This window comes from Kitasatospora azatica KCTC 9699, from assembly GCF_000744785.1.
GTDB lineage: Bacteria > Actinomycetota > Actinomycetes > Streptomycetales > Streptomycetaceae > Kitasatospora > Kitasatospora azatica.
Genome location: NZ_JQMO01000002.1, coordinates 158,162 through 182,701, shown reverse-complemented (window position 1 = coordinate 182,701; position 24,540 = coordinate 158,162). Strand labels below are relative to the sequence as shown.

Below are 24,540 nucleotides of genomic sequence, written 5' to 3'. Positions count from 1 at the left end.
CGTTGGCATTGCGCATAGGGTTGGGCTGTCAGGCCCTCACGTTGTCCGTCGTCTGTGGCTGGAAGAAACCGTGACCATCGCCGCTCGTCTCATCGCCACCGTTACTGCACCGCTGGACCCGGGGACGGCAGAGGCTCCGCAGGTGCTGTGCTGGCCGGACCGCACGCTCCTGGTGCAGCGCGGCGACGCTGAGGTGGTGGCTGTCGACGTTGATCAGCCTGATGCTGGCCGAGGCGCTGAGATCCGCTTCCCCGCGCCCTGGCCCCGCCGCTTTGGGACGGTGACGGTGTCACCGGAGCGGGATGCAGCGGTGTTCGCCGGCGTGCACGCAGTACGGTCGGTGGAGGCGACTGGTGCGACGCGGTGGGAAGTGCGACATGGCTGCTGGGGTGGCTGTCCTCAGCTGCACGCGTCGTTCCACGAGTATGCGGACGACGAGGACCACCTGCATGCGGACAGCGGCTCGGCCGCTGTCAGCGCAGATGGCGAGCTCGTCTGGGCACACGTCCGCGGGCCGCTGGTCAGTGACGGGAACACGGAGGACGACCAGGAACTGTGGGTGGTCCTGGCCGCCGCGGCCGGAAGGCCCGTGGGACGTATGAACACCGGGACCGTGGCCTCCAGTTCCGAGCACACGTCACACCCGGACCCTTCGCAGATGGGGCTGAGCCTCGGCGAGGGAGAAGAAGGGTCGCCCGTGCTGTGGGGACGATGGGACGGGCAGCAGTTGACCGCCGAGCTTGTTGGCGACGAGCGGATCCTTCTTGCGGTGAGCCCGTCCGGTCGGCGGCTTCTGACCGTGCCCGTCGGGCAGTGGTCCCTCTCGCTCCACCAGCTGGAGAACGGCTGGAAGGTCGCGCGGAAACTGGACGCCACGGACGCCGTGCCGGCGCACCCGCAGAACACCGGCAACGGCAGGGTTTACTGGGACTTCGAAGCGGCCTTCGTGGACGAGGACACCGTCGTTGCCGGCACCTCCGAATGCGATGCCCGGTACGGTTCGGTTCGTCACTGGCTGGTCGACGTACGGGGAATGGACCTGCTTGGCGAGATCTCCTACCCGGTCCCAGCCTCGGGACCTGCGCGCGCGGCTGGGAGCGGCAGGTGGCACACGATCTCGAAGGACGGGACCACCGTGTACCTGTGGGGGCTGGCCCAGGAGAACTGACGTTGGCCGGCTGACGCTCGCGCCATTCAGGGACTGGGACAACGTCCGCCTCCACCTGACTGCCGGGATGCTGGAGTTCATCGACGCGAACGCCGAGTGGCTCACCGTGTTCCAGCTGCCCGCCTACACGCTTGACCTCAACCCCCAAGAGGTCATCTGGTCCCTGGTCAAGCGCGACGTCGGCAACCTCGCTGCCGCCGACCTGAGCCAGATCACCAGAGCCGTCAGACGCCGGCTCAAGCGCATTCAGTACCGCCCGGACCTCGTCGACGGCTGTCTCGCCGAGACCGGCCTGATCATGGACGACTGACCGCCGACATCACGCTTTCAAGTTCAGTAGCGTGACCAGCACACCCTGCTGCTGCTCGTCGGTCCCTTCACCGGCGTCTTCGACTTCCAGCCCGCCGCCGCAGGCCAGCTTTTCCTCCTCACCATCCCGGTCCGCCTCATCGGCGCCCTCTGAAATTGGCCCTGTTCGATTCCTGACCTGGGAAAACTCCGTCAGGACCTTTAGGAACAGGCTCTGCGGACCTTCTCTATCCGACCAGGCGGCGGCGCCAGTCCAGGGGCGTGATGGCGATAGCCCGGTCGGGGTCGCGGTCCCACTCGACGGGGAGGCCAACCGCTTCGAGAGCGGCTGCGACCTCGTGGCCGATGGTTGCGGTGGTATCGGACGAGCCGTCGAAGCCGCCGTAGAGCAGCATCAATCCGTGGCCGGCCGCGGCGGCGTCCGTGCACTGCGAGTGGAAGTAGACGAAACCGCGGGCGTCGGGCCCGCCTTCGGCGCCGATCTCGGACTGGCCGCAGCTGCGGCAGCAGGTGAAGTTTTCGCGTGCGGTGATGCCGGCCCCCTGCAGGGCGGTGAACGCGCGGGTGAGCCGTTCAGGGTCGGTCTCGCCCTGCCACTCGGTCTGCTCCGCAACGCGTGCCAGCCACATCCGGTCGGACAGCGCCGCAGCCTGCTCGCGCGAGACGGGCCGGCGGTCCTCCGTGACCAGGTACTCCTCGGCGAGCTCCGCCAGTTCGGCACGGGAGGCGTAGCCCCCGACCAGCATCTCGCGGACCCGCTTCTCCAACTCCTCGCGCTCGCCTTCGTCGAGGTCAAGAGGCGGCACCTCACTGACGGGACCCATGTCCAGCAACGACCAGGCCAGACCGCCGTCCCAACCGGACTTCCGACCGGCCCAGCCAGTCATCGCCGCGATCACGGTCTCGGGACCGTCGACGATCGTCTGGAAGTGCCGGTCGGCGGCGCCGTCGCGGTGCTCCAGCGTGTAGTCGCCGCCGGACTCGTGCCAGACCTGGGCGAAGACGTCCGGCAGGTCGGGTGCCCGCTGGACGACCAGGAACCGGTCACCGTCACCGCCGATGCGCCGGACCAACTCGGCCAAGTCCTCGGCAGACACGCGGACGTGCCGCTCCCCGTTCTCCGTCTTCACCACGATCTCGAGCATCCGCAGACTCTGACACACCCTCCTGACAGCGGCTCGCACCGCCTCCTCAGGGTCCAGATCGAGCAGTCGTAGTCCTGGACCTGGTCGGCGTTGAGCCGGTTGCCGTTGGTCTTCGTCTCCAGCAACGCGGTCCACAGCTTGCCTGCCCGCTCGACCCGGATGACGCCGTCAGGGCGCCTGGGCGTGTCCCCGTGGGGCAGCACGACCTCGGTGAACGTCTCCAGCCGGCCGGCGGGTGAGCCGAAGGGCGCGGTGAGGCGGCGCCCGAACTCCGGTACGTGCGCCATCACGGCAAGCAGGACCGAGGTGGCGCGCATCTCGCGCTCGCGGTCGTTCTTGAGCGAGGAGGCCGGGAAGAGTCGTGCGTGGTGCCAGTTCTCGTTCTCGGCCAGCGCAGGCTTGGCGGCGATCTTGGGCAGGACGACTTTCTTCTTGGCGGTGCGCGGCCGCCGAGCCGGGGTCGTCGGCGCGGTCGGCGGACCGTGCCGGGGGACCGCGCCGGCGCGGGCGGGCGGGATCGGTCCGTCGGAGGCGAGGGCCGCTTCGGGCTCGGGAGCCTCGGCCGGGGTGTCGTCGACATCGATGCCGAAGTCGGTGGCGAGTCCGCCGAGTCCGCTGTCGTATCCCTGGCCGATCGCCCGGAAGCGCCACAAGCCCGCCCGCCGGTACAACTCGCCGAACAGCAGAGCCGTCTCCGTCGTGGCGCCGCTGACGGAGAAGCCGAGCAGGATCTCACCCGCGCGATCCGCCACCGTGATCCGCACAGCGGTCCCCGACCTGGAAGCCCGCTGCCGCCAGGCGGCCGCACTGGCCTCTCCGACAGGCTTCGACGTGCGGATAGCGGCCGGGCGCCGGCATCATCTGCGGCTGGTCCCGGGGCCGGACGGACTCACCCTCTATCTCACCGATGTCACCGACCGGCGGCGGCAGGAGGCCGAGCGCTCCGCCGCCGAGCGCTCCGCCGCCGAGCGGGCCGCCGCAGAGCGCTCGGCCCGGATCGCCGAGTTGACCGCTGCACTCGCCAAAGCGCGGACCTCTCGCGATGTGGTCGATGCGGTCGCCCGGCGGGTGCTTCCGCCGTTCGGCGCCACTGGCCTGGCGGTGATCGCCGTCGAGGGAGACCGGGCGCAGGTCGTGGGCGCCGTCGGCTATCCCGAGGCCTTGCTCGACAAGGTCGGCGGCCGACAGATCATGGCGGGCGACCCGGTCGGGGATGCGGTGCTGACCGGCGCGCCGTCGTTCTTCTCCTCGGCGCAGGAATACGCGCAGCGCTACCCGCTCCTGAAGATGCGGCCCCAGTTGGCCGGCAAGCAGGCCTGGGCGTTCTTGCCGCTGACCGTCTCCGGGCGCACGTTCGCCGTGTGCACGGTCTCCTTCGACCAGCCCCGCCGCCTCACTCCCGATGAGCAGACTCTGCTGACCGCGATCAGCGCCCTGGTCGCACACGCCCTGGAGCGGGCGCGGCTCTACGATGCCGAGCACATCCGCGCCAAGGAGCTGCAACGCGGACTGCTCCCGAGCCGGCTGCCCGAGGTGTCGGCATGCACGGCTGCCGCGCGCTTCCTTCCGGCGGGGCAGGGTACGGACGTGGGCGGCGACTGGTACGACGTTATCCCGCTCTCGGCCGGCCGTGTCGCCCTCGTCGTGGGAGACGTCATGGGCCATGGCCTGCCCGAGGCGGCGACCATGGGGCGGCTGCGCACGGCCGTCGCCACACTGGCCGACCTGGAACTGCCTCCCGACGAAGTCATGATCCACCTCAACGACATCGTGGGCGGCCTGGGAGAGGACTCCTTCGCCACCTGCCTGTACGCCGTCTACGACTCCACCACCGGGACGTGCACCCTCACCGGAGCCGGCCATCCGCCACCAGCCGTCGTCCAGCCCGACGGCGTCGTCTATTTCCCGGACCTGCCTGCGAACCCGCCGCTCGGCGTGGCCCAGCCGCCATTTGAAACACGTGGGCTGACACTTCCCGACGAGAGCATCCTGGTCCTGTACACCGACGGCCTGGTCGAATCCGCACACCGCGAGATCGACCAGGGCATGGCCGACCTCAGCCAGTTCCTGCGCACAACCGACCGCAAAGATGACCTTGAACGGCTGTGCGACACCCTCACAGCCGGGCTGCTTCCCGACGATCAGCGCCCGACCAGCGACGACGCAGCTCTCCTGGCCGTTCGTGTCCACGCGCTCACCACCGACCGGATGGCCTCCTGGCAGCTCCCCGAAGACCCACGGGCGGCAGGGCAGGCTCGGAAGCACGTTCGGGAGCAACTCCAGGTCTGGGACCTGGATGATCTGGCGATGGCAACGGAACTCATCGTCAGCGAGTTGGTGGGCAACGTCGTACGACACGCCCAAGGCCCGGTGCGCCTGCGGCTGCTGCGCAGCACCAGCCTGATCTGCGAAGTCTCCGACGGAAGCCTGACCACCCCCCACATTCGCCGCGCGTCGGACACGGACGAGGGCGGCCGCGGCCTGCAGCTCGTCGCGGCACTCAGCCAGTGGTGGGGTACGCGCTACACGGCGTCCGGAAAGTGCATCTGGACGGAGCAGACACCCTCCGGTGACCCGAACGGCCTGCCATGATGTCCAGAAGATTCGGGCCGGCCAGGGCTTCGCCGTCACACGACGACCCTCGGACCGTTCCTGATGGACCGTCAGGAAAGCCCCGAAAGTCTGAGCGATCGCTTGTCGCAGACTCGTGTGCCGCCTCAGGTGCGGGGCTGAGTGTCCAAGAACCGGTGGAGGGATTCCGTCATGCTCGCCACGAAGGAGCTGCGGGTCTGGTCGGGGACCAGCTCCAGGGACAGGTAGGGGTTGAGGTCCTCCAACTCGACGAGGAGCAGCTCGCCTTCGCGGGTGCGGCAGGCGTCAACGCGCTGGATGCCGTGGTCGAGGGTGTTCCAGTCGATGAAGTTCCGGGCAAAGGCCAGGTCGGCGTCGGAGGGTTGGTAGGGCTCAAGGACCCAGCGCCGCTCGGGGTCGGGGGCGTGCAGGGCGTACTGGAAGGCGTCGTCGACGTAGTAGAAGGACACCTCGTAGCGGAAGTCGATGCGCGGCTGGACCAGGATGTCACCGTAGGCGAGGCGGTCCAGCTGCTCTCGGGGCACGAAGGCCAGGCCGATGGAGTCCGCGCCCGCCTTCGGCTTGACCGCGTACTGGTCGGTGTCAGGCAGTAGGTGCAGGTCCTCGGGCCGGTCGATGCTGGGGATGACCGGGTATCGGGCGGCGGTCAGATCCAGCAGGTACTGCTTGCCGGCCATGTCGCCGCGGCCGGTCAGCGGGTTGTAGACCCGGGTGCCGGTGGCCGTGGCCCGCTCACGGAAGGCGTCGTACTCCTCCTGGTAGTGCAGCACGGGACCGCTGTTGCGGACCACGACCACATCGAAGGCGCCCATCAGCGCGGCGGCATCCAGCGGGTGGCACAGGGCGATATCGAAGTCGCCGCGCAGTCGGGAGGACAGGAAGATGTCCTCGTCGCAGTAGCGCCGCCCCCGGGCCTGGTAGGCGAGGTCGGTCACAAACAGAACGCTACGGCGGTCGGGCATCGTGGACTCCCCTGGACGGTGCCACAAACCTACCTGTCCCGCTGGGCACGGTCTCGGGCAGCGGATCCACCAGCTCGGGCCCTCGCCTCCCATATCGCCGCAGGCCAGGAGTTGGCGGCTGGACCAGGCCATGACGCATTGGGACGCCCGGCATTGCACAGCTGTCATTGGGTGGGTGCTGAGGACGGGCAGGTCGCCCGTGATGACGCCGACTTCGGCGGTCATCCAGTTGGAGCAGCGCAGACCGTTACCAACTGACCCAGCAACAGGTCAGGGAGCCCTCACTCGCCACCGACGCCCGGGATCCAGCCCTGCCCGGCCTCCGATGTCGGCCCGGTCACGGCCGCACCAAGGCGGGATGCCATTGTGGCAACCGCGTCCCGGAGCTCCGGCCCGCCCACGACGTGGAAGGCGAGAGGGACCGCCGCCAGCCACTCCTGCGCGTACATCGCCGGGTTGCGGGTGCTGCCGACGAGCACGCAGCGTTCTCCCGCCACCCCCACCGGTTCGAGCCGTCCCATCGACGGCCCGATCCACGGGGTGACCTGCTCCACCGGTGCGTCGAAGAGCACGCGTGTGGGGTAGGCCCATCCGGTGCCCAGGTTCTCCTCCAGCATCGCGACCGGGTCGAGGTCCTCGGGCATCCGGAATCCGATCGCAGTCTCCTCGGCCGCCAGTACGCGATCGACCCGGTAGGTGCGCACTGCTTGCGCGCGATGGGAGTGGCAGAGCAGGTACCAGCGCGCCCGGCGTACGACGACCGCCCACGGGTCCACCTCCGCCTGCCACTGGTTGCCGGCCTCGCTCCGGTAGCTGATCAGCAATCGCTGCCGGGACGCGATCGCGTCCACCAAGACGCTGGTGACGGCGGGATCTGCGTAGGCCGCACTCGGATCGGGCGCGGCAGCGGCATGCTCGCGCAGCGCGGCCGCCTGACGCCCGATCCCCTCGGGCAGCGCGTGGATGACCTTGCCGAGGGCGGAACCGACGAGGTCCCCGGGATCGGTGGCGGCCGGCCTGCCGTCGAGAACTGCCATGACCAGGCCGAGCGCCTCGCTCTGGGTGAAGCTCACCGGCGGCAGCCGGGTCCCGCGCCGCAACCGGTAGCCGCCGTGCGGGCCGCGCACGGAGTCCACGGGGATGCCGGCCTCCCGCAGGATCGCGACGTAGCGACGTGCGGCGCGATCGGTCACGCCGAGCTTCTCCGCGAGTTGCTCGGCCGTCGTGCCCGGGCGCGTCCGCAGGATCTCGAGGGTGCGCAGGGCGCGGGCAGTGGGGCTCGTTCCGGTCTGCATGTCGGACAGGGTAGGCAGCTGCCGAGGAATCAGGAAGCTGATCGTCCTGAACTGCTCCTAGCATGGGAGAGCCCGGTCGGGCAGGCCGCGTCCACTGCGCGACGCTTTCGGCCATCTCTTTCAACCCCGACAACCCCGACACGAAAGTGGATCTCACTGTGGAAATCCTGCTCATCGGCGGCCTGTGGCTGGACGGCACCGCCTGGGACTCGGTGACACCGGCCCTTGAGGAACTCGGGCACCGCCCGCGGCCGGTGACTCTTCCGGGCCAGGGCGACGGACGCTCGTCCGCCACGCTCGACGAGCAGGTGACGGCAGTCCTCGCGGCCGTTGACGCAGCGTCGGAGAAGCCCCTGCTCGTCGCCCACTCCGCCGCCTGCACCCTCGGCTGGCTGGCCGCTGACGCGCGCCCCGAACGGGTGGCCAAGCTGGCGCTGATCGGCGGCTTCCCCAACGAGGACGGCCAGCCGTACGCCGACTTCTTCGAGATGCGCGACGGCGCCATGCCCTTCCCCGGCTGGGGCCCGTTCGCGGGAGCAGACAGCGCCGACCTCGACGAGGACCTCCGGCAGCGCATCGCAGCCGAGGCCATCCCCGTCCCACAACAGGTGGCCAGGGGAGTGGTCCGGCTGACGGACCAGCGCCGCTACGACGTTGCGGTGGTGGTGGTCTGCCCGGAATTCACCCCCGAGCAGGCCCGCGAATGGATCGCTGGCGGCGAGGCGCCGGAACTCGCCCGAGCCAAGCACGTCGAGTTCGTCGACATCGACTCCGGCCACTGGCCGATGTTCACCAAACCGGCCGAACTCGCCCGTCTCCTCGACCTGGCAGCGTCCCGGGACTGACCAAGCAGGGACTTTTCATTCCGTGGCTGTTGGTGCATCGGCTACCACCCCGAGTGCGGCCAACCTGGAATCCCGCAACAGCGACTGACGCCCACGCATATGCGAGGTGGGTGAGGTGACTTCAGTGGTGCCTTGAGGGGCGCCTCAGGAGAAGGGCGCCGTCTGGCCTACAGCCAGCGGTCGTACCAGGTGCGGATACGTGACCGCCTGGCTGAGCGGGACGTTGGTGTCCTGCTCGCCGTGCAGGATTGAGGAGGGCGGCGGGGGTGATGGCTGCCCGATGGTCGCTCAGCGGCTCAGCGGCTCAGCGGCTCAGCAGGGGAACGCCCGTCAGCCGGGACCGTCGCTGCCGGCACGGGTGCCGGGATCCGCAGGGCCGGGGTTGCGCAGGGCGGGCCGGGACCAGGGTCCGTCGTCGGCCGTTGGGGACTCCGGCCGTAGCCCGAGTTCGCGGAGCTGGTTGACCGCCACCATGGCGGTGAACATCGCATTCGGGTTGGCGCCGCCCACCTCCAGCTCGGCGAAGGCTTTCGCGTAGCCGGTGGCAAACGCGCTCGGCCGAACCTGACGGCTCTCTCCGATCACACCGAGGGCAGCTGCTTGCAGGGCGGTGGCCTGGTCCAGCAGCCCGTCCAGATAGGCCACCGCATCGGAACCGCGGCGCAGGGCGAAGGTGTGCCCGTCGGTGAGGAGCGTGGCTTCCTTCTCCTCGAAGAGTCGGCAGGCGGCGCCGAGCACGGTCTGGATCTTGAGCTGGTCGGCATCGATCATCGCACCGCAGGGCCCGTTGCCCTCGTCCGACAGGTGGAGCACGCCGCAGTCGCGCAGGTGCACGATCACGTGCCCGGCGCAGTGGCCCTGGCTGCGCAGCACCCGGACCGCGCCGTCGGCGAAGGTCCAGCCGGCGAATCGAAGCGAGCCGATGCGGATGGGCTCGAGCGGTCGCTCCTCGTAGGCGCGGGTCGTGACGCCGAAGGGCCGCATGGGCTGGAAGAGCGCCAGCATCTTGCCGGCGAGTGCCGACGGAGCGGGTAATGGCGACAGCCCCGCGATGCGGTGGAAGGACTGCACCCAGTACTGCGCAGGGTCTAGCATCTGGTCGATGTCCGGAGCGGGGACGTAGTGCTCCACCGGCACACCCAGTTCGTCGGCCAGGTCGTTGTTGCCGACATGGTCGGGGTGGCCGTGCGTGGTCAGCAGCAGTGCGCGTGACCATGGTCCGACGCGGCCGGTCGCCTCCCGTAACGCCGTGCGAAAGCTCTCCGTGACGCCGGTGTCGACGATCACCAGGGTGTCGCCGACCCGGTGGACGAGGGCGTTGGCGACATCCGGCTGATCCCGCTCGAGATGCAGTCCCTGCCCGAGGACCAGCGCGGTCCGGTCGTCGATCTCGATCAGCTCACCGAGCGCGGTCATGGACCCTCCCGCAGTCTCGTCCCGGTCCGGATCGTCGGGCCGTGAGCGGCGGAAGCGACGATCCATCCGGTGAGTGATGGCGGGTGTTGCCAGCCGATCCGTCTTGGCGGCCCGGCCGCCCACCGCCACGTTGCGGACGCGTCTTCGACGAGTCCCTGCCGACCAGCCTAGGCCGCGCGTCGCCGGCTGTCCGCGCGGAGCCGACGGCCGGGACATCCCTCGGCCACTCCGGCTCTGCCGCGCCCTGAGCGCCGAGCAGCGCCACCGGTTGCGTTGGCCGGTTGTGTCGTACCTGCCTTTTATGGTCTGGGAGTGGCTCGTTGTGGTGATCGGACCGATGTTCGGGTGGTGCATCGCGCCGCCCGGATTGGTCTGTGTCTGGCCCAAGCGCGGGTCCAGCGAGGCTCCTCGGGGCGCAGCGAGCGCTCCGCGGTAGGCAACTCAGGGAGGTAGGCAGATGAGAGCACTCCTTACGTCCTCCGGGATCAAGAACAGCAGCATCCACGACGCGCTGGTCGACCTGCTGGGCAAACCGATCGCCGAGTCCAACGCCCTGTTCATCCCCACCGCCATCTACCCCTTCCCTGGCGGGCCCGGCATGGCGTGGCGGGCGATGTCCGGTGAGGGCCCATCGCCGTTGTGTGGATTGGGTTGGAAATCGTTGGGGATCCTGGAGCTGACGGCGCTGTCGAGCATCGAGGAGGCTGCTTGGGTGCCAACGGTCCAGGCCGTCGATGCCCTGCTGGTGTGGGGCGGAGACCCCCTGTTTCTCGCCAACTGGATGCGGCGCTCCGGTTTGACCGGCCTACTGCCGACGCTGCGCTCCGAGGCGGTCTACGTGGGGGTGAGCGCCGGGAGCATGGCTGTTGCCTCCACCTTTGTCGAGACCTACCGCGAACCGCCCCGCGGGAACGATGGACCGTTGAGGTCGGAAGACATCGTCTTCGCCACGCCTCAGGGTGACGTCGACAGAATCCTGGTCACGGGACAGGGAGCAGGACTCGTCGACTTCGCGGTGATCCCGCACCTGGAGAATCCGGACCACCCCGACGCCTCCTTGCCCAACGCGGAAAGGTGGGCGGCACGAATTCCCGCGCCGACGTATGCGATCGACGACGAGACCGCCATCAAGGTGGTCGACGGCGCCGCCGAGGTCGTTTCCGAGGGGCAGTGGAAACTGTTCCAGCCCTAACAGCACCGGGCAGTTCCTGAGGGAACGTCGGTCGGGGCGTTCCCTCCTTGACCTGTCCGCCACGTCACGCCGCAGTTGACCGGGGCCGTCCGCCCCAGCGGACGCCTTTCTCGCTGCGGATACGGGCGCGTTCGCGGCGTTGGGCATCCCGGATGCCGGGGTGGCGGGCGTTGGCGTTGGCGTTGGCTTTGCGCCAGCGCAGGTAGACGTGCAGCGCGCGGGTCTGGACCGCGTGGTTGTCCAGGATCACGCTGGCGCGGTGCTGCGGGAGGAGGTCGGGTGACCCGGCCCGGCTACCCGGTTGCGTCGGTGGTGCGGGCGGCTACTTCAGCTCGAACAGCAGGGAGCGGACCTCGGTGTTCCCGGTGTTGTGAGTTGAGTGATCCACGGCTGGGAACCACATCGTCTCGCCGGCTGCGAGCGAGACCTCGATGGTTTCCCCGGACTCGTCGGTGAAGGCCACCTTCCCGTCCGCGAGGTTGTAGACGAGGTTGTCGCGATGATGATGCATGGCTGTCGTGGCACCAGGCTGAAGCCGGGCCTCGAGCAGCCGCACCCGATCGTTCTCGAAGAGGACCTTGTATGCGTCGGGTGCCACCTGTGCAGCGTCAGCTGCCATGGGAACCTCCTGATTGAGAGTGGAAGCATCGTTGACCTGCTGTCGACGGTAGCTCCGGGCACACGGCCGTGCACGGCGGGACAGCCCGGCCGGTGGGCCGGTCCTCGAGCGCTCCGCACCGTCAGTTCCAGCCGGCCCGAGGGTGATCGCAGAACGGACGTCACGTCACATTTCGTGTCGGAGGCCGCTCGGCCTGCTCTGCCTGCCCGGCCCCGGATCGCGGACGTCACCTGCGGACGACCTCGTCGGGATCGTCCGCAGAGTTCTGGCCGGCGACGCGCAGGGCGGTTACGGCCTGCGGCTTCTCGAAGCCGACGTGGCGCATCCTCAGGTCAGCGACCTCAAGACAGCGCCTTGGCCCGCCTGCCCCGTGCGACAGTTGGCGCCCGTTTGCTCGTTTGCCCGTTTGCCTGTTCGGCCGTTCGCCGGGACGGCCGTCCGACTCGGCGACATCAGGAGGTCAGCACCACCTTCCCCGTGACCGTTCCCGACTCGGCCAGCCGCAGCGCCTCGGCGGCCTCGGCGAGCGGGAGCCGGGCGCCGATGGGGGCGGTCAGCTCACCGGTGCGCAGGGCGGTGAAGACCTCGGTCAGGTCGCTGCGCAGCCGGGCGCGGAACCGGGTCGGCTGGAGCTTGCGGCCGGCCCAGATGTTGTAGAAGTGGGCGCGACGGCCGTTCGGCAGCGCGTTCCACAGCATGGTGCGGGCGAGGATCTTGAGCACCGGCCACTGCTTCGAGCCGCTGTCGTCCCGGGTTGCGGCGCTGCCGTAGCAGACCAGGGTGCCGCCGGGGGCCAGCATCCCCCAGGAGTCGACGACGCCGGGCCCGCCCACGTGGTCGAAGACGGCGGCCACGCCGCCGGGGGCCAGCTCGCGGACCTGGGCGGGCACGTCCGCCTCGCGGTAGTCGATCGGGCTGACACCCAGGGCGCGCAGCGCCTCGTGGTGCCGGGGCGAGGCAGTGCCGATCACCCGCACGCCGGCCGCGTTCGCGAGCTGCACCAGGACCTGGCCCACCCCGCCGCCGGCGCCGTGCACCAGGACGGTCTGGCCGGCCCGGACTCGGGCGGTGCGATGCAGCAGCTGCCAGGCGGTGATGCCGTTGACCACGACGGTCTCGGCCTCGGCGGCTGACAGGCCGTCGGGCACCTCGACCGCGTCCCGCGCGTCCACCAGCACGTGGCTGGCCCAGCCGCCGACCTTGAGCAGCACGGCCACCCGGCGCCCGGCGAGGGCCGGGTCCACCCCCGGACCGGTGCTCAGCACCCGGCCGACCACGTCGTACCCCGGGACGAAGGGGAACGGCGGCTGGTCGTAGTACCGCCCGCGGCGCATCTGCTGCTCGGCGAACGAGACGCCGGTGGCCTCCATGGCGATCACCAGCTGCCCCGCCCCCGGCGTCGGCACCGCCGCCTGCCGGATCTGCAGGCCTTCCGGCGCCACGATGCCCGGGAGCACGACCTCCGTGAGGGTCTGGTCGTTCATGTCCACTCTCCCATCCGTCCGCTAGTTGCTCTTGCGTTCGTTAGAAGTTGTAACACTCGAAGCCGTGATGGTCAATCGCTTCCGTGATACCTTCTAACCAATGCTGGAGCTGGACGGGAGAATGGAGCACGGGGTCGTGAGCAAGCCGGAGGCGGTGACACCCAGGGAGCGCTACCGCGCCCAGGTGCAGGAGGAGATCAAGCGCCACGCCTGGGAGCAGATCGCCTCGGCCGGTGCCTCCGCGCTCTCGCTCAACGCCATCGCGAAGCAGATCGGCATGAGCGGCCCGGCCCTGTACCGGTACTTCGTCAACCGCGACGAGTTGATCACCGAGCTGATCCGGGACGCCTACCGCAGCCTGGCCGACACCTTCCGCACCCGCGCCGAGGCCGGCGCCGACCTGGCCGGCCTCGCCCACGCCCTGCGCGACTGGGCACTGGCCGACCCGCAGCGGTACTTCCTGCTCTACGGGACCCCGGTGCCCGGCTATCACGCGCCCGAGGACACCACCCGGATCACCGCGGAGATCATGTCCGTCCTGCTGGACGCCTGCGCCGACGGGCCTCTCACCGCAGTTCCGACCTCACCGCTGGAGGCACGGCTGGCCGAGCACCTCGCCTGGGCCGGTCGGCACCCGGAGGCGACGAGCCGGCGCGCACTCGCCTTCTGGACCCGCCTGCACGGCGTGCTCTCCCTCGAACTGGCCGGCCACTTCACGGGCATGGGCTTCGACCCGGCCCACCTCTATGCCGCCGAGGTGGCCACACTCACCGGCCGCTGACTCAGTAACCCCGAGTGCAGAACACGCAGCCGTCGACGCACGCCAACGGCGCGAGCACCCGATGGCGGGGGCAGCGGAGGTCGTCCACCTCCTCCGGCGCCGACCCGGGCGCGACGGCGCCCCGGTCGAAGGCCTCGACCAAGCGGTGGAACTCCCGCAACTGCTCCATCACGAACGGCGGTTCGCATCCCAGCTCGTCCCAGCGGTGCCGCGCCATCGCCAACTCCACCACCCGCAGCACGAACGCCTTGTTCACCGCCTGCTCGGCCGCCCCCGTCTGGGCAGTTCGGACCTAATAGGGCGGTCTCGGCCGCGGTCCCTCCGAGAAGTACGTGCGGATCAATGAGATCTCAGCCACGCGATGGCCGCTAGACAGCGCCGACTCCGCAGCACTCATATCGCCCAACGGCCGTTGTTCGCGGCGAAATTGGGTGGCCCCTTCGAAGTACTGCTCGTTCTTGAGCAGTGGAAGGGACTCCTGGTCGCTGATCATCGTGATGACCAGGTAGTCGTCCGTCGCACTGTCGATGTAGTCATAGCGCTCGGCGCGGTAGCCTGCGCCGGGCGGGAATGGCGCCGCGGAGCCTTGCCAGTGGGCGGCGTTGAGCTTTTCGCACCACTGCCGGGCGACATCCTGGACGTTGCCGTCGAAGGCCAGGTACAGCGCCGTCTGCCGCTGGCAGAACACCGGGAGTGCAGGGTCGGAGGCGAACTCGCGCCGCTCTCTGAGACAGCGGTCCAGCGTCGCATCTCCCAGGCGTCGGGGAGCGCCGGGGAGCGTGCCGGCCGTCTCGGCCAGCCGGCGGTCCAGCTCCGCAGACGCGGTCCGGCTCGCAGCTGCCACTTCGGCGGATCGTGCGACACCCCCGATGCCCGGCCAGCCGGGTAGGTAGCCCCAGTAAGCGCCGGCGACAACCGCCGCGGCCAACACGCCGGAACCTAGGACCAGGGCTCTGCGCCGCCAGTGTGATCTTTCCATTGCCACACGGCCATGCTGTCGTCCGTTTGTCACGAAGCCGTCCCGGCCGCGTCGCTACCCTGACATACAGTCACCTGCTGACCAGCCGGGAGCAATAGTCAAGAGTTGTGGATGGGTTGACCATCCCGTTCGGATGTACCTGGCTGCGCCCGGCTGCGGTTGGCCCGGGAGACAGGTGGATCGTGCGAAGTCCTGGTAGGAGCACTGGTCGTTGGGCCCGCCGGTTGCACCACCAACCCGGCCCGAAGAGGCCCATCGTCACTGGCTCGGCGGAGTCAGCTCGGTCTGCATCGCACGAAGCATGTGATGGTACGGATGGTCCTTGTTGGCATCGTCGACCATGAAGATCCCGGTGCCGCTGGCCGCCTCCGGCCAGAAGGTGCGAAGCCACTCGGTGTATGTGTCCAGCTCCGCTTGCACTGGAGCGCTGGCCAGGAGGAACGCCTCGACCCGGCGGATCTCGAATTCGGTGTCCAACTTGTCGAGTTCCGGTGGCGCCGGGTACTCCGCCGTCGGGGTGGGCTGGGCCTGGTTCACCTTGTAGTACTCCATGGCCTTGTCGAAGAGCGCCTGCGCGGCCACGATCAGGCGGGCGTAGGCCTCATGACGGGCTGTGCGTATCTCCCGCTCGATCTGCAACCGGTGCTCCTGTTCCACCCGGCGGTACTGCCAGCGCTGGGAGAAATGGGCGGTGAGAAGGCCGAACAGGGCCGTGATGAAGACTCCGCCCAATGTACCGATGAGTGTCAGCATGATGCGCCTGAACCTACCAACGGGTGGGCCGGGAGACCTCCGAAATTGGGCACGCGATTCTGTCATGCGGCCTGGTCTTGCCGCTCGACGAGGACGCCGTTGTCGAACGTTGCGCCGGCTCGGACGAGCGGGACCAGATGGGCGCTGGTGATCGCCGCCGGTTGCTGCCGGGTCGGCGCCGACCAGCGCGCCAGGACCCCGGCCCAGGCGGAGGGGTGAAACCGCACCCGGTCACGCAAGATGCGAACTCGCCTTACAACCCGGATAACTGGTCAGGCACGTGAGAAGCCGATTCTGTTCGGTACTGGCAGGCCTGCCCGGAGCGGTCGGCTCGCCGTCGCTCGGGTGGGGGAGGGCGGCGAGCGCCGTTTGCGCGGCAACGGCGTATGGGCCCGGGGGTCGAAGCGCCGCTGCCGGATCGGCGTGGTGGGGCGGCGTTGGACCAGGTCCTCGAGACGGTCGGCGCTGGTCGGGACGGCGGCGCGAAGGGAGTGCATGCCGCGAGCGCGGCTGTGTGCACGGTCTGGCCCGCGACGCCGGCGTCTCCCGGGCCCCCGGCTACCGCTACCTCCACGAGGGCATCGATGTCCTGGCCGACCAAGCATCCGATCTGCACCGAGTCCTGACCCGCTGCCAACGGCAAAGGCCTGATCAGGTGCGTCCGAGCGCTTGGCGAGCGGGCCGCCGCCGAGCTCAAGGAACGCTGGCGCGCGCTCAAGCATGTCACGCTCAGCCCGTGCCGCATCGGCGACATCGCCCGCGCCGCCCTCCTCCTCAACGGGCAATCGAAGTGATCCTCGTGTCTTGAAGACCGTCGCGGCGGCCATGTCGCCGTGGGTTCGAATCCCACAGGCTCGACGCGGGAACGGTCTCCGAGCAGCAACACCGGTCGGGCGCCTCATGGTTGTCGGGTGGCGGTGCCGCCCGTCCGCTGAACTCAGGAATCGAGGACGGCAGCGACGGCCTCGATCTCGACGAGCTGGTTCTCGTAGCCAAGTACGGTGACGCCCAGCAACGTGCTGGGGACATCATGGTCACTGAACGCGTCCCGGACCACCTTCCAGGCGGTCACCAGGTCCTCACGTCGGGCCGAGGCGACGAGGACGCGCGTGCTGATGACGTCCTGGAGTGTTGCACCCGCGGCAGCCAGAGCCGTCTCCATGTTCTCGACCGCTTTCGCAGCCTGGCCCGCGTAGTCCCCGATCGCTGCCGTGGAGCCGTCGTCGTTCAGCGGGCAGGCACCGGCGAGGAAGACCAGGCGGGAGTCGGCGGGTGCCGTGGCCGCGTAGGCATACTCGGCGACGTCGGAGAGGGAGGCGGAGCGGATCAGAGTGACGGTACGAGGCATGCTGGTCAGTCCTTTCACGTCGAAGGTCGAGCGTGGGCATTTTGCCAACGCTCTGCTGGGTCCCGCCTTCCATTTCCTCTGCGCCCCCACGCGATGAGCGGCTGCGTCACGGGTTCCAGCCGCAGCCGCCGGCACGGCCAGGGGACCGGTTCGCACGGGCCGATCCGCCCGACTCGCACCACTCCTTCGCGAAGATCATTTCCCTGAGAAAACGTCACTCCGCCCATGAACAAAGTCACGGAGAGCGCAGAATTGATCCCGCGCTGGCAGGGACGGTTGGACACTGCGCTCGGTCGCCCGCCGACTGTCCACGGCCCGGTGTCGAGGATGACGTCGTCGAGGGCGTGCACGCCGTCTCAGGGCGCCGACGGCAGTGTCGGCGAGCCAGCGCCGATGCCGACAGTGGACCCGGGACGGGCCGGTGCCGCGTCCTGTGCACCGCGCCGTCGGCCGCGACGATCCGCACCGACCGGTCAAGGTGGACGGGTGATCGTTCGGGGGCTGGGACGATGTGCCTGTGCATGCTGATGATCAGGTTGGCGAGGGTGTCTCTGCGGAGCTCGCGGTGTTTCTCCGTAGCGCTGCCGACGGCCGTCCGGTGAGGATCGTTGCTTCTGTCTGTGGTGGGTGCGGCGGGCGGGTGTTCCGCGTGCTTGTCGACGATGTCGAGGGCGGAGCGGAGCGGCTCTGTGCTGGTTGCGGCCGCCGCGCGTTCGTCGCGGACAGCGAGGAGTTCTGGGCGGACGCGGATCCTGGCGAGGCTTGTTGCCCGTGCGGGAGTGAGGAGTTCGAGACGGCGGTCGCGTTCTCGCTCTCCGACTACGGGTCGGTCCGCTGGGTGACGGTTGGGCTGCGGTGCCAGCGGGACGGCTTCGTGGGGGTCTATGTCGACTGGAAGATCGACTACGGTCCCACGGATCACCTGGTGACCATGGTCTAGCCGTGGCGTGGCGGGGGAGCGGGTCGGCCGGGGGAGCGGGTGGGCGTCCCATTGGGCGCGTGGCGTGTTCGGGAAGCGGCCGACTTCGTGGAGGCGCTCTTGTGATGGGATGTCATGGTGAAACCGGTGGCGCGATGGGGGAGGCAGGGTATGGCGGGGAAGGCGGCGGTGAGTGAGGCGCGGGTGCGGGGGCTGGTGCTGGGAGCGGCGTTGGGGGACGCGGCGGGGGTGGTCCGGGGCCGGTGGCCGGCCGAGGGGCCGTTGCGGATCGGTGTGAGTACGCAGTTGGCGGCGTTCACTATCGAGGGGGCGATCCGCGCCTCGATGCGGAGCAGCCACAGGGGGATCTGTCATGCGCCGTCGGTGGTGTGGCACGCGTATTGCCGCTGGGCGTTTTTGCAGGGGATCGAGCCGGAGCGGATCGCCGAGCGGTGGGCGGGCAGTGGTGGCGACCGGTGGCCGGACGGCTGGCTGGCGCAGGTGCCTGCCTTGCGCGAGCGTCGCGGCTCGGCGCCGGCCACGGTGGCGGCGCTGACCGCCCTGACGCAGGGGACGTTGACGCGGCCGGTCTCCGACAGCCGGGGGGCCCACGCGCTCACCCGGAGCCTGGCCCTTGGACTGCTGTGGCAGCTGTCCGGCTCGGACGGCTGCGCCTCGGCGATCCGTGAGACTGCCGCGCTCACCCACGGTGCTGCGGACGTCCAGGAGGTGGTTGCCGGCTCGGCCGAACTCGTGTCCCGCTGCCTGACCGAGAGCGATCCGTTCCAGGGCTGGACGAGCCTTGGTCCGGTTGCGGAGCACCCGGCCGCCGCGCTGGTCCGTCGGCTGCCCCTGCCGCACTCGGCGAGCCCGGACACCGTTGTGGACCTGCTGAGGGCGCCCGGCGGCGTCGCGGACCACGGGCAGCTCGCCTGGATAGCTCCGGATGCGACGGCCTCCTCGGCGCTGCTCGGCGCGCTCCTGGTCGTCTCCCGCTTCCCCGGCCGCGACACCGTGCGTGCGGCCCTGCAATTCGCGGCCGGCGCGCCGGACGGCAACTCGGTGGCGTCCACCGCCGGCGCGCTGCTGGGTGCCGCGCACGGCGTGGACGCGTTGCCGGTCGAGCTGCTGAGCCGGCTCGAACTGGCCTGGGTGCTCGATACCTTGGCCCGCGACCTGCTTCAGGAGCACGTCGACTCGCCCGGTGGCAGCGAATACTTGCCGGCCCGCGACCCGAACTGGTGGAACCGCTATCCCGGCTGGTGACACCAGCCCCGGCCTCCCCTGGCTGGGCCACCCCTGGCCGGGACGGGAGGGACGGGACGGGTCCCGCAGGCCCCTGGGTCCCGTTCGTGTGGATAAGCCGGCGGCGTCTCGCGGCTCGGCTGACGCAGCGTCAGGCTGACTCGCGGGCGGGCACCCATGACGCAGCGCCAGGCCGCGCCCCAGTCCGCGAGCAGGCGCCCGCTGGACGACGGCTTGTCCTCCTCACGACGGCGGGGTCGGCGCCGCCGCTGCCGCACGTTGCGCCGCGTCCTGGGGCACGGGGACCGTCACTGCGGTGGCGATGACATCGCGGCTGCCGTTGGAGGCGTTCCGGCAACTGTCCACTCCAATGCGGACCTCGACGTCGGGTCCGCTCGCGTAGACGAACCGCACGGCCGCGACCGTGTCCGCATCGGCGATGCAGCGCATCGCACCCTTCGGTGCGGCGTCGAGCGACGCGACCAGGGCGTTCAGCTGAGGGCCGGACAGAGGGCCGGAGCGGGCGGGCACCAGACCCTCCGGGCTTCCCGGGGCCGTAGACGACAATGGAGCGTAGACGCAGAGCTGTGCGGACACCGGCGACGCCGGGACCATGACGCCCGCTGCCTCCGGGCGCTGCGAGGCGCTCAAGGGCTCCAGCTGCGCCGGGCACGGACGGTCGGTGCTGCTCGCCTGTACCCGCTCGGTATCCCCGTGCCGGTCGGTCAACGTCGTGACGGCCGACGCCCCGCCCGCCACGACCAGGACAGCGCCGGCGATGCCGAACAGCGTGAGCCGACGGCGCCGACGGCGCCGACGGCGCCGTGCACCGGCCGAGACGTTCGCGAACAGGTCAGTCCTTGCGGCCGGAAGGCAGGCGGCGGCGTCGCGCAACAGGTGCCGCACAGCCGTCTCCTCGTGGGTCGGCTCGTTCATGCCACCTCTCCTGGGGTCTGGGACAGCAACGCCGCCGGCGCCAGCCGGCGAAGGGTGGAAAGCGCTTTGGCCGTCTGGCTCTTCACCGTGCCGACGGTGCAGCCCATCGCCTCTGCGGTCTGAACCTCCGTCAGATCGGCGTAGAAGCGCAGAACAAGGCCGGGGCGGTGAGCTGCTCGAGAATCGCCGTCGGGTGGGCCGGATCGCCGTAGCCGTGGAACTTCTCGGTCTCTGATCAGGGCACGGCCGCCTGGGTCGCCTCGGCCGCCCGCACGGTGAGCGCCTTGCTGCGCTCGTGTTGGACGCGTCGGGGCTTGGTCGGCGGGGAGGCGGGTTCGCTGTTGGAGCTGCGGGACAAGGGCCGACCCGGACCCCGGTTGGAGCGGCCTGGGGCATGAACACCTGGGCCGCGAAAGCTCTCGGGTCGTTGCGGCTGCCCCTGCCCACCGAGAAGGAGCGGATGAGGCACCGGCGCGCCAGGACCGGGGATCCGTGGAGGGAGGTCCGCGTCCCGCGCCTCGGTGAGGCGCCCGGTAGCGCCTGATCGCGCATGCCCGTCAAGGACGTGGAGCGGCGGCCCGCCGGGGTGGTGGGCCGCCGCTTGGTGTTGTCGGTGGTCTCGGTGTCAGGGCCTTGCGGGTGCGGGTGCGGGTGCGGGTGCCAGTGCCGATGTGGGAATGGGTGCGTGTGCGGCGTGGGTGTTTCGGATGGTGAACTGGCCGGTGAAGCCGATGTCGGGCGAGTTCCCGAGTGCGATCGCGTAGGTGTTGTCGCTGGGCAGGTCAGCTGGGACGGCCCACTCGTAGTGGCCGGCGGCGCCGTCGACGACGGCGATCTGCGCGACCTGCTGCAGCGCGGTGGCCTGTCCCCTCATCAGCTTCAGCGGGTGCCGGCCCGGGGTGGCGTCGGTCCAGATGATCGAGTGTGGTGTGCCCGTTTCCCATACGACGTTGGTGATGGGTTGGGAGAACTTGGCGGCTGCGGCGGCGGGCTGCGGCTGGGCCAGGCCGGTGGCCGTCACGTATGCGAGGGCCAGGACGGCGGCGGCCGGAAGGCGTGGCCGCCGCGCGGTGGTGGTGAGGGTCTGCATGGCCTGCTCAACGGGTTTCTGCTCGAGCCGTCACCGGTTGTTGTCGTCCCCACGGGCCGGGCTGTGGTGCCGCGCTGAGTGGACGGCCCGTTGCCCGTCACCAACGCGCGCGTAGGGGTGTCTGGCGGGAGGGGCATGGGGCTGGGTCGTGGCCGTTGCGTGTGTGGGGTGGTTGGGCTCGGTTCGGGGATCGGCGGGGTCCGGCGCCTGGGTGTCGCCGGAGTGGCTGCTCGGCCTCGGCCTTGGGGTGGTGCGGGGGGTGTGTGTCGCGGCCGCCTCGGGCGTAGCTGCTCCGGGGTGTTTGTCGGTCTGGGACGGGGTGGTTGGTCTCGTTCGGGTGGTGTTGGTGGTGGTGTCGTGTCTCGTACGGGGCGGGGGAGTTGGCCAGGTGTTGTCCGGTTTTTCTGTTCCGACACCTTGGAGTTTCTTGTGGATCTGCCTACCAATCAGCCCGCCCCCGCACCCGGTCCGGGCCCTGTTCCCGATGCTGTCCCCGAGCCGGGTTCGGGGCGTGGTGGGGTGTCGCGTCGTGCGGTGCTCGGTTCGGCTGCCGCCGGTGCGGCGCTGGCGGGAGGTGCCGCGTTCGTGGGCCGGTCGTCGGCGGGTGCGGCGGCGGTGCCTGCTTCCCGGGGCGGGGGTGCTGACGAGGGTCTGGCGCGTGAGTTGGCGCGCAGGATGCTCATGGTGGGGGACGACGAGGCGAGTGATCTGAAGCTGGACTATCTGAAGGTCCTTATCGATGGCAGGTTGCCGGCCCGGGCGGCGCGTAAGAAGGTGCTGGTCGTGGGCGCGGGTGTGGCGGGGATGGCCGCCGCGGCGCTGTTGAAGCAGGCCGGCCACGAGGTGGTGGTGATCGAGGCGAACGGGAGCCGGGTCGGCGGGCGGGTCAAGACGTTTCGCGGGGTGTTCGAGGACAGGCAGCTGCACGCGGAGGCGGGGGCGATGCGCCTGCCGGACTTCCACCCGATGGTCCTGGCGCTCGCGGACAAGCTCGGTCTCAAGCGGCGCCTGTTCTACAACGCCGATGTCGCCGCAGGTGCGGCCGCGACCGGTGACCTGCCGCCGGTGGTGTACCGCTCCTTCACGGGCGAGACCTGGAGCAACGGCGACGGTGGGCCCAAGAACGCGCCGTTCGTCGCGCCGACGGCCAACTTCCGTACCAGGATCGCCGTCAACGGCGTCCAGAGCACCCGCGCCGCGTACGCCCAGTCACCGAAGTCGGTCAACGGCACGTTCGGCAGCGCCCTGGACGGCACCACGGCGGCCGCCGTCACCAAGGCCTTCGAGAAGGTCACCGTCCCGGACGGCCCGATCGCGGCCCAGCTGGCCGCCTGGGCGGGCATCTTCCAGAAGTACGACGGCTACTCCACCCACCGCTACCTGGTAGAGGAGGCCGGCTGGGACCTGCCCACCCTCCAGGCGGCCGGGACTTTGGAGAACATGACCTCGCGTCTGCACTACTCCCTGGTCCCCACCTTGATCGACCACTCGGTGATCAGTCCCACCAACCGGTACTGGGAGCTGGAGGGCGGCACCGACACCCTCACCGAGGCCATGGCGGCACCTCTGCGGAACGAGCTGCGGATGGGCCGGCGGATGACGCGCCTGCTGCAGAGCGACACGGGTGTGCGGATCGAGACCTGCGCGGAGAGCGGCGACGAGGAGTCCTGTGACGGCGCGCCCACCGACCCGGTCGAGGTCTTCGAGGGCGACTACGCGATCGTCACCATCCCGTTCAGCGCCCTGCGCTTTTGCGACATCCAGCCGCTCATGTCGTACCGGAAGCGACGCGCCGTCAACGAGCTCCACTACGACTCCGCGACCAAGGTCCTGCTGGAGTTCAAGACCCGCTTCTGGGAGAACGGACCTGGCGGCTTCACCGGTGGCGGCTGCGTCTCCGACAGCCCCAGCCGCTTCACCTACTTCCCCTCCCACAGTCCCGACGGGTCGCCCGGCGGGGTCGTCCTGGCCGCCTACACCTGGTCCGACGACGCCGCCCGCTGGGACTCCCTCACCCCGGGCGAGCGCTACGCCTTCGCCCTGAACGACATGGAACGCCTCTTCGGTCCCCAGGCCCGCACCGAGTTCACCGGAACCGGCGCCACCCAGTCCTGGGCCCGGGCCCGCTACGCGCTGGGTGAGGCCGTCATGTTCACCCCCGGTCAGCTCCACGAGCTGCACCCGGCGACTCGCACGGTCGAGGGCCGGGTCCACTTCGCGGGCGAGCACACCAGCCTCAAGCCGGCCTGGATCGAGGGCGCCCTGGAATCCGGCGTCCGCGCCTTCCTTGAGGTCCACCCTCGCTGAATCGCCGCCCGGCCCCTCGCCCGGCCGCCGCCCGTCTGGTCGGGCGGGGGCCGGGCGTGTCCGTTCCCGCGGCCTTGCGTTGTGCTGCGGTCGGGTCGGGTCGGGTCGGGTCGAGCCGAGGGCGGGGGCGGTGCATGGGGAGGACGCGACCCGGTCTGCGGCGACACCGCCAGCGCCCGGGCTGTCGGGTTCGGTTGGCGGTCAGATGACGGCGTAGCGGGTAAGGGCGAATCTCAACGCGTCGGGTGCTACGTGGATGCCCCCGCTGAAGGGGTGGTTCATGGCTGACAGCAGGGTCAGCACGCCGGACAGCAGCAGGGCCAGGCCGCCGATTCCGATGATTCCCGGCCAGGTCAACGCACGGATCTGGAGCGCGGATGTGGCTACGAGGAGTACCGCGGACAGGATCAGGCCGATCCACAGGTAGTCGGGTACGTGCTGGGAGACGGCCAGTATCCGCGCGCGCCGGGCGTCTCCCACTTCGCGAAGGGCCACGAGCGAGTCCCGTGCGAAGGTCTGCTCCTGCTGGGTGCTGCCTGCCGTGTCCTGCAGTACGCGCCGCAGTTCGTCGTACTGTTCCTGGGCGCGTGCGCTGGTGGCGCCCTGGGCCATCGCCGGCCACTCCTCGTTGATCACGGTGACGGTGTACTGGCGGGTGAGCTCGCGGACTTGTGCGCGTGTGGCCTGGGGCAAGGGTCGGGTTGCCCAGTAGAGGTTGACGAGGCTTGCGCCTTCGTTGCTGACCTCGTCGCCGGCTTTGCTCAGGCTCGTGCCGGCGGAGACGATCGAGAGGGCCAGGATGAAGCTGAATAACGTCCTGTTGAGGGCCGAGAAGTGTTCGAGGCTGTCCTTGAGGGTCGATCCCTCGTGCCAGCGCTGGGGGATGTAGCGAACCATGAGGAACAGGACGAGGATTGAGGCGCCGACACAGCCGGCGATCAGGACGGTGATGGAAGCCGAGCTCATGGGCCCCATTTGACCTCACCTACGGGTGCGGGCCGGGGCGTGCAGTGGTAGATCCATCCCATTGAGTGCACAGGACGTCGACGTTGTCATCGGTCATCCCCGCGCGGCCGGCGCCGAGTTGCCCGGCCCGGCTCGGTGGGTGCGGCCGGGGCCGCAGCCGCCGGGCGATGTCGCGTCGGCGTTCGGGGG

General features: G+C 69.9%; 23 protein-coding genes and 5 pseudogenes. 10 read left to right on the top strand and 18 right to left on the bottom strand.

What is annotated here, in order from left to right; translation table 11 throughout:
* Positions 1-70: 70 nt before the first annotated feature.
* Both BR98_RS01435 and BR98_RS01430 read left to right on the top strand, forming a co-directional pair.
* The gene (locus BR98_RS01435) at positions 71-1,168 is read left to right on the top strand and encodes a hypothetical protein (protein WP_035839178.1); all 1,098 of its coding nucleotides are present in this window, start codon (positions 71-73) and stop codon (positions 1,166-1,168) included.
* Positions 1,169-1,202: 34 nt separating this feature from the next.
* Positions 1,203-1,478, top strand: a pseudogene (locus BR98_RS01430) (transposase); the annotation flags it as partial.
* Positions 1,479-1,704: 226 nt separating this feature from the next.
* On the opposite strand, the gene BR98_RS01425 reads toward BR98_RS01430, so the two are convergent.
* Together BR98_RS01425 and BR98_RS40780 are read right to left on the bottom strand one after the other, a co-directional pair.
* On the bottom strand, positions 1,705-2,622 hold the full coding sequence (locus BR98_RS01425; RefSeq protein ID WP_035839176.1) for a DUF6891 domain-containing protein: 918 nt from the start codon (positions 2,620-2,622) through the stop codon (positions 1,705-1,707).
* A 68-nt stretch (positions 2,623-2,690) separates the two neighbouring features.
* Positions 2,691-3,386 (bottom strand): annotated as a pseudogene (locus tag BR98_RS40780) (TerD family protein); the annotation flags it as partial.
* 4 nt (positions 3,387-3,390) lie between these two features.
* Between BR98_RS40780 and BR98_RS01415 the strand changes: the two are divergent.
* Positions 3,391-5,214, top strand: a pseudogene (locus BR98_RS01415) (ATP-binding SpoIIE family protein phosphatase); the annotation flags it as partial.
* 125 nt (positions 5,215-5,339) lie between these two features.
* On the opposite strand, the gene BR98_RS01410 reads toward BR98_RS01415, so the two are convergent.
* Both BR98_RS01410 and BR98_RS01405 read right to left on the bottom strand, forming a co-directional pair.
* Positions 5,340-6,176, bottom strand: coding sequence for an ATP-grasp domain-containing protein (locus BR98_RS01410; protein WP_035839174.1), 837 nt, complete (start codon positions 6,174-6,176; stop codon positions 5,340-5,342).
* Positions 6,177-6,457: 281 nt separating this feature from the next.
* On the bottom strand, positions 6,458-7,471 hold the full coding sequence (locus tag BR98_RS01405) for a helix-turn-helix transcriptional regulator (protein WP_035839172.1): 1,014 nt from the start codon (positions 7,469-7,471) through the stop codon (positions 6,458-6,460).
* A 158-nt stretch (positions 7,472-7,629) separates the two neighbouring features.
* Here BR98_RS01405 and BR98_RS01400 point away from each other — a divergent pair, with 158 nt between their 5' ends.
* Entirely contained in the window at positions 7,630-8,316 is a 687-nt protein-coding gene (locus BR98_RS01400; protein ID WP_035839169.1) for an alpha/beta fold hydrolase, read from the top strand.
* Positions 8,317-8,646: 330 nt separating this feature from the next.
* Here BR98_RS01400 and BR98_RS01395 read toward each other — a convergent pair whose 3' ends face one another.
* On the bottom strand, positions 8,647-9,732 hold the full coding sequence (locus BR98_RS01395) for an MBL fold metallo-hydrolase (protein WP_051969177.1): 1,086 nt from the start codon (positions 9,730-9,732) through the stop codon (positions 8,647-8,649).
* 457 nt (positions 9,733-10,189) lie between these two features.
* On the opposite strand from BR98_RS01395, the gene BR98_RS01390 reads away from it, so the two are divergent.
* Positions 10,190-10,924: a Type 1 glutamine amidotransferase-like domain-containing protein gene (locus BR98_RS01390; protein ID WP_035839167.1), complete on the top strand. Its 735-nt coding sequence runs from the start codon at positions 10,190-10,192 to the stop codon at positions 10,922-10,924.
* Between the two features lie 64 nt (positions 10,925-10,988).
* Here BR98_RS01390 and BR98_RS37290 read toward each other — a convergent pair.
* The 3 genes and pseudogenes from BR98_RS37290 to BR98_RS01380 form a co-directional block, all read right to left on the bottom strand.
* Positions 10,989-11,162: pseudogene (locus BR98_RS37290) on the bottom strand (IS630 family transposase); the annotation flags it as partial.
* Between the two features lie 84 nt (positions 11,163-11,246).
* Positions 11,247-11,543 (bottom strand): cupin domain-containing protein, encoded by a 297-nt coding sequence (locus tag BR98_RS01385; protein WP_035842371.1) that lies wholly within the window; start codon positions 11,541-11,543, stop codon positions 11,247-11,249.
* Between the two features lie 452 nt (positions 11,544-11,995).
* Positions 11,996-13,027 (bottom strand): medium chain dehydrogenase/reductase family protein, encoded by a 1,032-nt coding sequence (locus BR98_RS01380; protein ID WP_035839164.1) that lies wholly within the window; start codon positions 13,025-13,027, stop codon positions 11,996-11,998.
* 121 nt (positions 13,028-13,148) lie between these two features.
* Between BR98_RS01380 and BR98_RS01375 the strand changes: the two genes are divergently transcribed.
* Positions 13,149-13,808, top strand: coding sequence for a TetR/AcrR family transcriptional regulator (locus BR98_RS01375; RefSeq protein WP_051969176.1), 660 nt, complete (start codon positions 13,149-13,151; stop codon positions 13,806-13,808).
* 1 nt (position 13,809) lies between these two features.
* Here the strand turns inward: BR98_RS01375 and BR98_RS01370 are convergent, their stop codons facing one another.
* The 4 genes from BR98_RS01370 to BR98_RS38890 form a co-directional block, all read right to left on the bottom strand.
* Positions 13,810-14,064 (bottom strand): hypothetical protein, encoded by a 255-nt coding sequence (locus BR98_RS01370; protein ID WP_051969175.1) that lies wholly within the window; start codon positions 14,062-14,064, stop codon positions 13,810-13,812.
* 36 nt (positions 14,065-14,100) lie between these two features.
* Positions 14,101-14,739, bottom strand: a complete 639-nt coding sequence (locus BR98_RS01365) for a hypothetical protein (protein WP_157537293.1) — start codon at positions 14,737-14,739, stop codon at positions 14,101-14,103.
* Positions 14,740-15,045: 306 nt separating this feature from the next.
* Positions 15,046-15,540, bottom strand: coding sequence for a hypothetical protein (locus BR98_RS01360; protein WP_035839158.1), 495 nt, complete (start codon positions 15,538-15,540; stop codon positions 15,046-15,048).
* Between the two features lie 62 nt (positions 15,541-15,602).
* Positions 15,603-15,767: a hypothetical protein gene (locus tag BR98_RS38890; RefSeq protein WP_157537291.1), complete on the bottom strand. Its 165-nt coding sequence runs from the start codon at positions 15,765-15,767 to the stop codon at positions 15,603-15,605.
* A 296-nt stretch (positions 15,768-16,063) separates the two neighbouring features.
* Here BR98_RS38890 and BR98_RS38885 point away from each other — a divergent pair.
* Positions 16,064-16,177 (top strand): annotated as a pseudogene (locus tag BR98_RS38885) (IS5/IS1182 family transposase); the annotation flags it as partial.
* A gap of 300 nt (positions 16,178-16,477) precedes the next feature.
* On the opposite strand, the gene BR98_RS01355 reads toward BR98_RS38885, so the two are convergent.
* Positions 16,478-16,888 carry a RidA family protein gene (locus tag BR98_RS01355; protein ID WP_035839155.1) on the bottom strand — a complete coding sequence of 137 codons (411 nt, stop codon included), beginning with the start codon at positions 16,886-16,888 and terminating at the stop codon, positions 16,478-16,480.
* 517 nt (positions 16,889-17,405) lie between these two features.
* Between BR98_RS01355 and BR98_RS01350 the strand changes: the two genes are divergently transcribed.
* Positions 17,406-17,828: a hypothetical protein gene (locus BR98_RS01350; RefSeq protein WP_035839153.1), complete on the top strand. Its 423-nt coding sequence runs from the start codon at positions 17,406-17,408 to the stop codon at positions 17,826-17,828.
* 114 nt (positions 17,829-17,942) lie between these two features.
* Positions 17,943-19,073, top strand: a complete 1,131-nt coding sequence (locus BR98_RS01345; RefSeq protein ID WP_232247192.1) for an ADP-ribosylglycohydrolase family protein — start codon at positions 17,943-17,945, stop codon at positions 19,071-19,073.
* Positions 19,074-19,295: 222 nt separating this feature from the next.
* Here the strand turns inward: BR98_RS01345 and BR98_RS35890 are convergent, their stop codons facing one another.
* The 4 genes from BR98_RS35890 to BR98_RS01335 all read right to left on the bottom strand — a co-directional run bounded on the left by BR98_RS35890 (position 19,296) and on the right by BR98_RS01335 (position 21,078).
* A complete protein-coding gene (locus BR98_RS35890) occupies positions 19,296-19,988 on the bottom strand; it encodes a hypothetical protein (protein ID WP_051969174.1) in 693 nt (230 codons plus the stop codon).
* Complete coding sequence (locus tag BR98_RS40770) at positions 19,985-20,095, bottom strand: hypothetical protein (protein ID WP_407639402.1); 111 nt, start codon at positions 20,093-20,095, stop codon at positions 19,985-19,987. The genes BR98_RS35890 and BR98_RS40770 overlap by 4 nt, the downstream gene beginning before the upstream one ends.
* Before the next feature lie 128 nt (positions 20,096-20,223).
* Positions 20,224-20,346, bottom strand: a complete 123-nt coding sequence (locus tag BR98_RS41900; protein ID WP_267886033.1) for a hypothetical protein — start codon at positions 20,344-20,346, stop codon at positions 20,224-20,226.
* Between the two features lie 267 nt (positions 20,347-20,613).
* Positions 20,614-21,078, bottom strand: a complete 465-nt coding sequence (locus tag BR98_RS01335) for a GPI anchored serine-threonine rich family protein (protein ID WP_035839149.1) — start codon at positions 21,076-21,078, stop codon at positions 20,614-20,616.
* A 681-nt stretch (positions 21,079-21,759) separates the two neighbouring features.
* Between BR98_RS01335 and BR98_RS01330 the strand changes: the two genes are divergently transcribed.
* Positions 21,760-23,385 carry a flavin monoamine oxidase family protein gene (locus BR98_RS01330; protein ID WP_232247191.1) on the top strand — a complete coding sequence of 542 codons (1,626 nt, stop codon included), beginning with the start codon at positions 21,760-21,762 and terminating at the stop codon, positions 23,383-23,385.
* 201 nt (positions 23,386-23,586) lie between these two features.
* On the opposite strand, the gene BR98_RS01325 is transcribed toward BR98_RS01330, so the two are convergent.
* On the bottom strand, positions 23,587-24,351 hold the full coding sequence (locus BR98_RS01325; RefSeq protein WP_198042098.1) for a bestrophin-like domain: 765 nt from the start codon (positions 24,349-24,351) through the stop codon (positions 23,587-23,589).
* Positions 24,352-24,540 lie beyond the last annotated feature (189 nt).

What these genes read in the sequence shown, in the direction of transcription:
- BR98_RS35890 (WP_051969174.1), bottom strand. Translation starts at nt 19,988, where the DNA reads ATGAACGAGCCGACCCACGAGGAGACGGCTGTGCGGCACCTGTTGCGC.
- BR98_RS01390 (WP_035839167.1), top strand. Translation starts at nt 10,190, where the DNA reads ATGAGAGCACTCCTTACGTCCTCCGGGATCAAGAACAGCAGCATCCAC.
- BR98_RS01355 (WP_035839155.1), bottom strand. Translation starts at nt 16,888, where the DNA reads ATGCCTCGTACCGTCACTCTGATCCGCTCCGCCTCCCTCTCCGACGTC.
- BR98_RS01325 (WP_198042098.1), bottom strand. Translation starts at nt 24,351, where the DNA reads ATGAGCTCGGCTTCCATCACCGTCCTGATCGCCGGCTGTGTCGGCGCC.
- BR98_RS01395 (WP_051969177.1), bottom strand. Translation starts at nt 9,732, where the DNA reads ATGACCGCGCTCGGTGAGCTGATCGAGATCGACGACCGGACCGCGCTG.
- BR98_RS01345 (WP_232247192.1), top strand. Translation starts at nt 17,943, where the DNA reads ATGGTGAAACCGGTGGCGCGATGGGGGAGGCAGGGTATGGCGGGGAAG.
- BR98_RS01375 (WP_051969176.1), top strand. Translation starts at nt 13,149, where the DNA reads ATGGAGCACGGGGTCGTGAGCAAGCCGGAGGCGGTGACACCCAGGGAG.
- BR98_RS40770 (WP_407639402.1), bottom strand. Translation starts at nt 20,095, where the DNA reads ATGGGCTGCACCGTCGGCACGGTGAAGAGCCAGACGGCCAAAGCGCTT.
- BR98_RS01380 (WP_035839164.1), bottom strand. Translation starts at nt 13,027, where the DNA reads ATGAACGACCAGACCCTCACGGAGGTCGTGCTCCCGGGCATCGTGGCG.
- BR98_RS01405 (WP_035839172.1), bottom strand. Translation starts at nt 7,471, where the DNA reads ATGCAGACCGGAACGAGCCCCACTGCCCGCGCCCTGCGCACCCTCGAG.
- BR98_RS01330 (WP_232247191.1), top strand. Translation starts at nt 21,760, where the DNA reads ATGGTGGGGGACGACGAGGCGAGTGATCTGAAGCTGGACTATCTGAAG.
- BR98_RS01410 (WP_035839174.1), bottom strand. Translation starts at nt 6,176, where the DNA reads ATGCCCGACCGCCGTAGCGTTCTGTTTGTGACCGACCTCGCCTACCAG.
- BR98_RS01360 (WP_035839158.1), bottom strand. Translation starts at nt 15,540, where the DNA reads ATGCTGACACTCATCGGTACATTGGGCGGAGTCTTCATCACGGCCCTG.
- BR98_RS01425 (WP_035839176.1), bottom strand. Translation starts at nt 2,622, where the DNA reads ATGCTCGAGATCGTGGTGAAGACGGAGAACGGGGAGCGGCACGTCCGC.
- BR98_RS01385 (WP_035842371.1), bottom strand. Translation starts at nt 11,543, where the DNA reads ATGGCAGCTGACGCTGCACAGGTGGCACCCGACGCATACAAGGTCCTC.
- BR98_RS01335 (WP_035839149.1), bottom strand. Translation starts at nt 21,078, where the DNA reads ATGCAGACCCTCACCACCACCGCGCGGCGGCCACGCCTTCCGGCCGCC.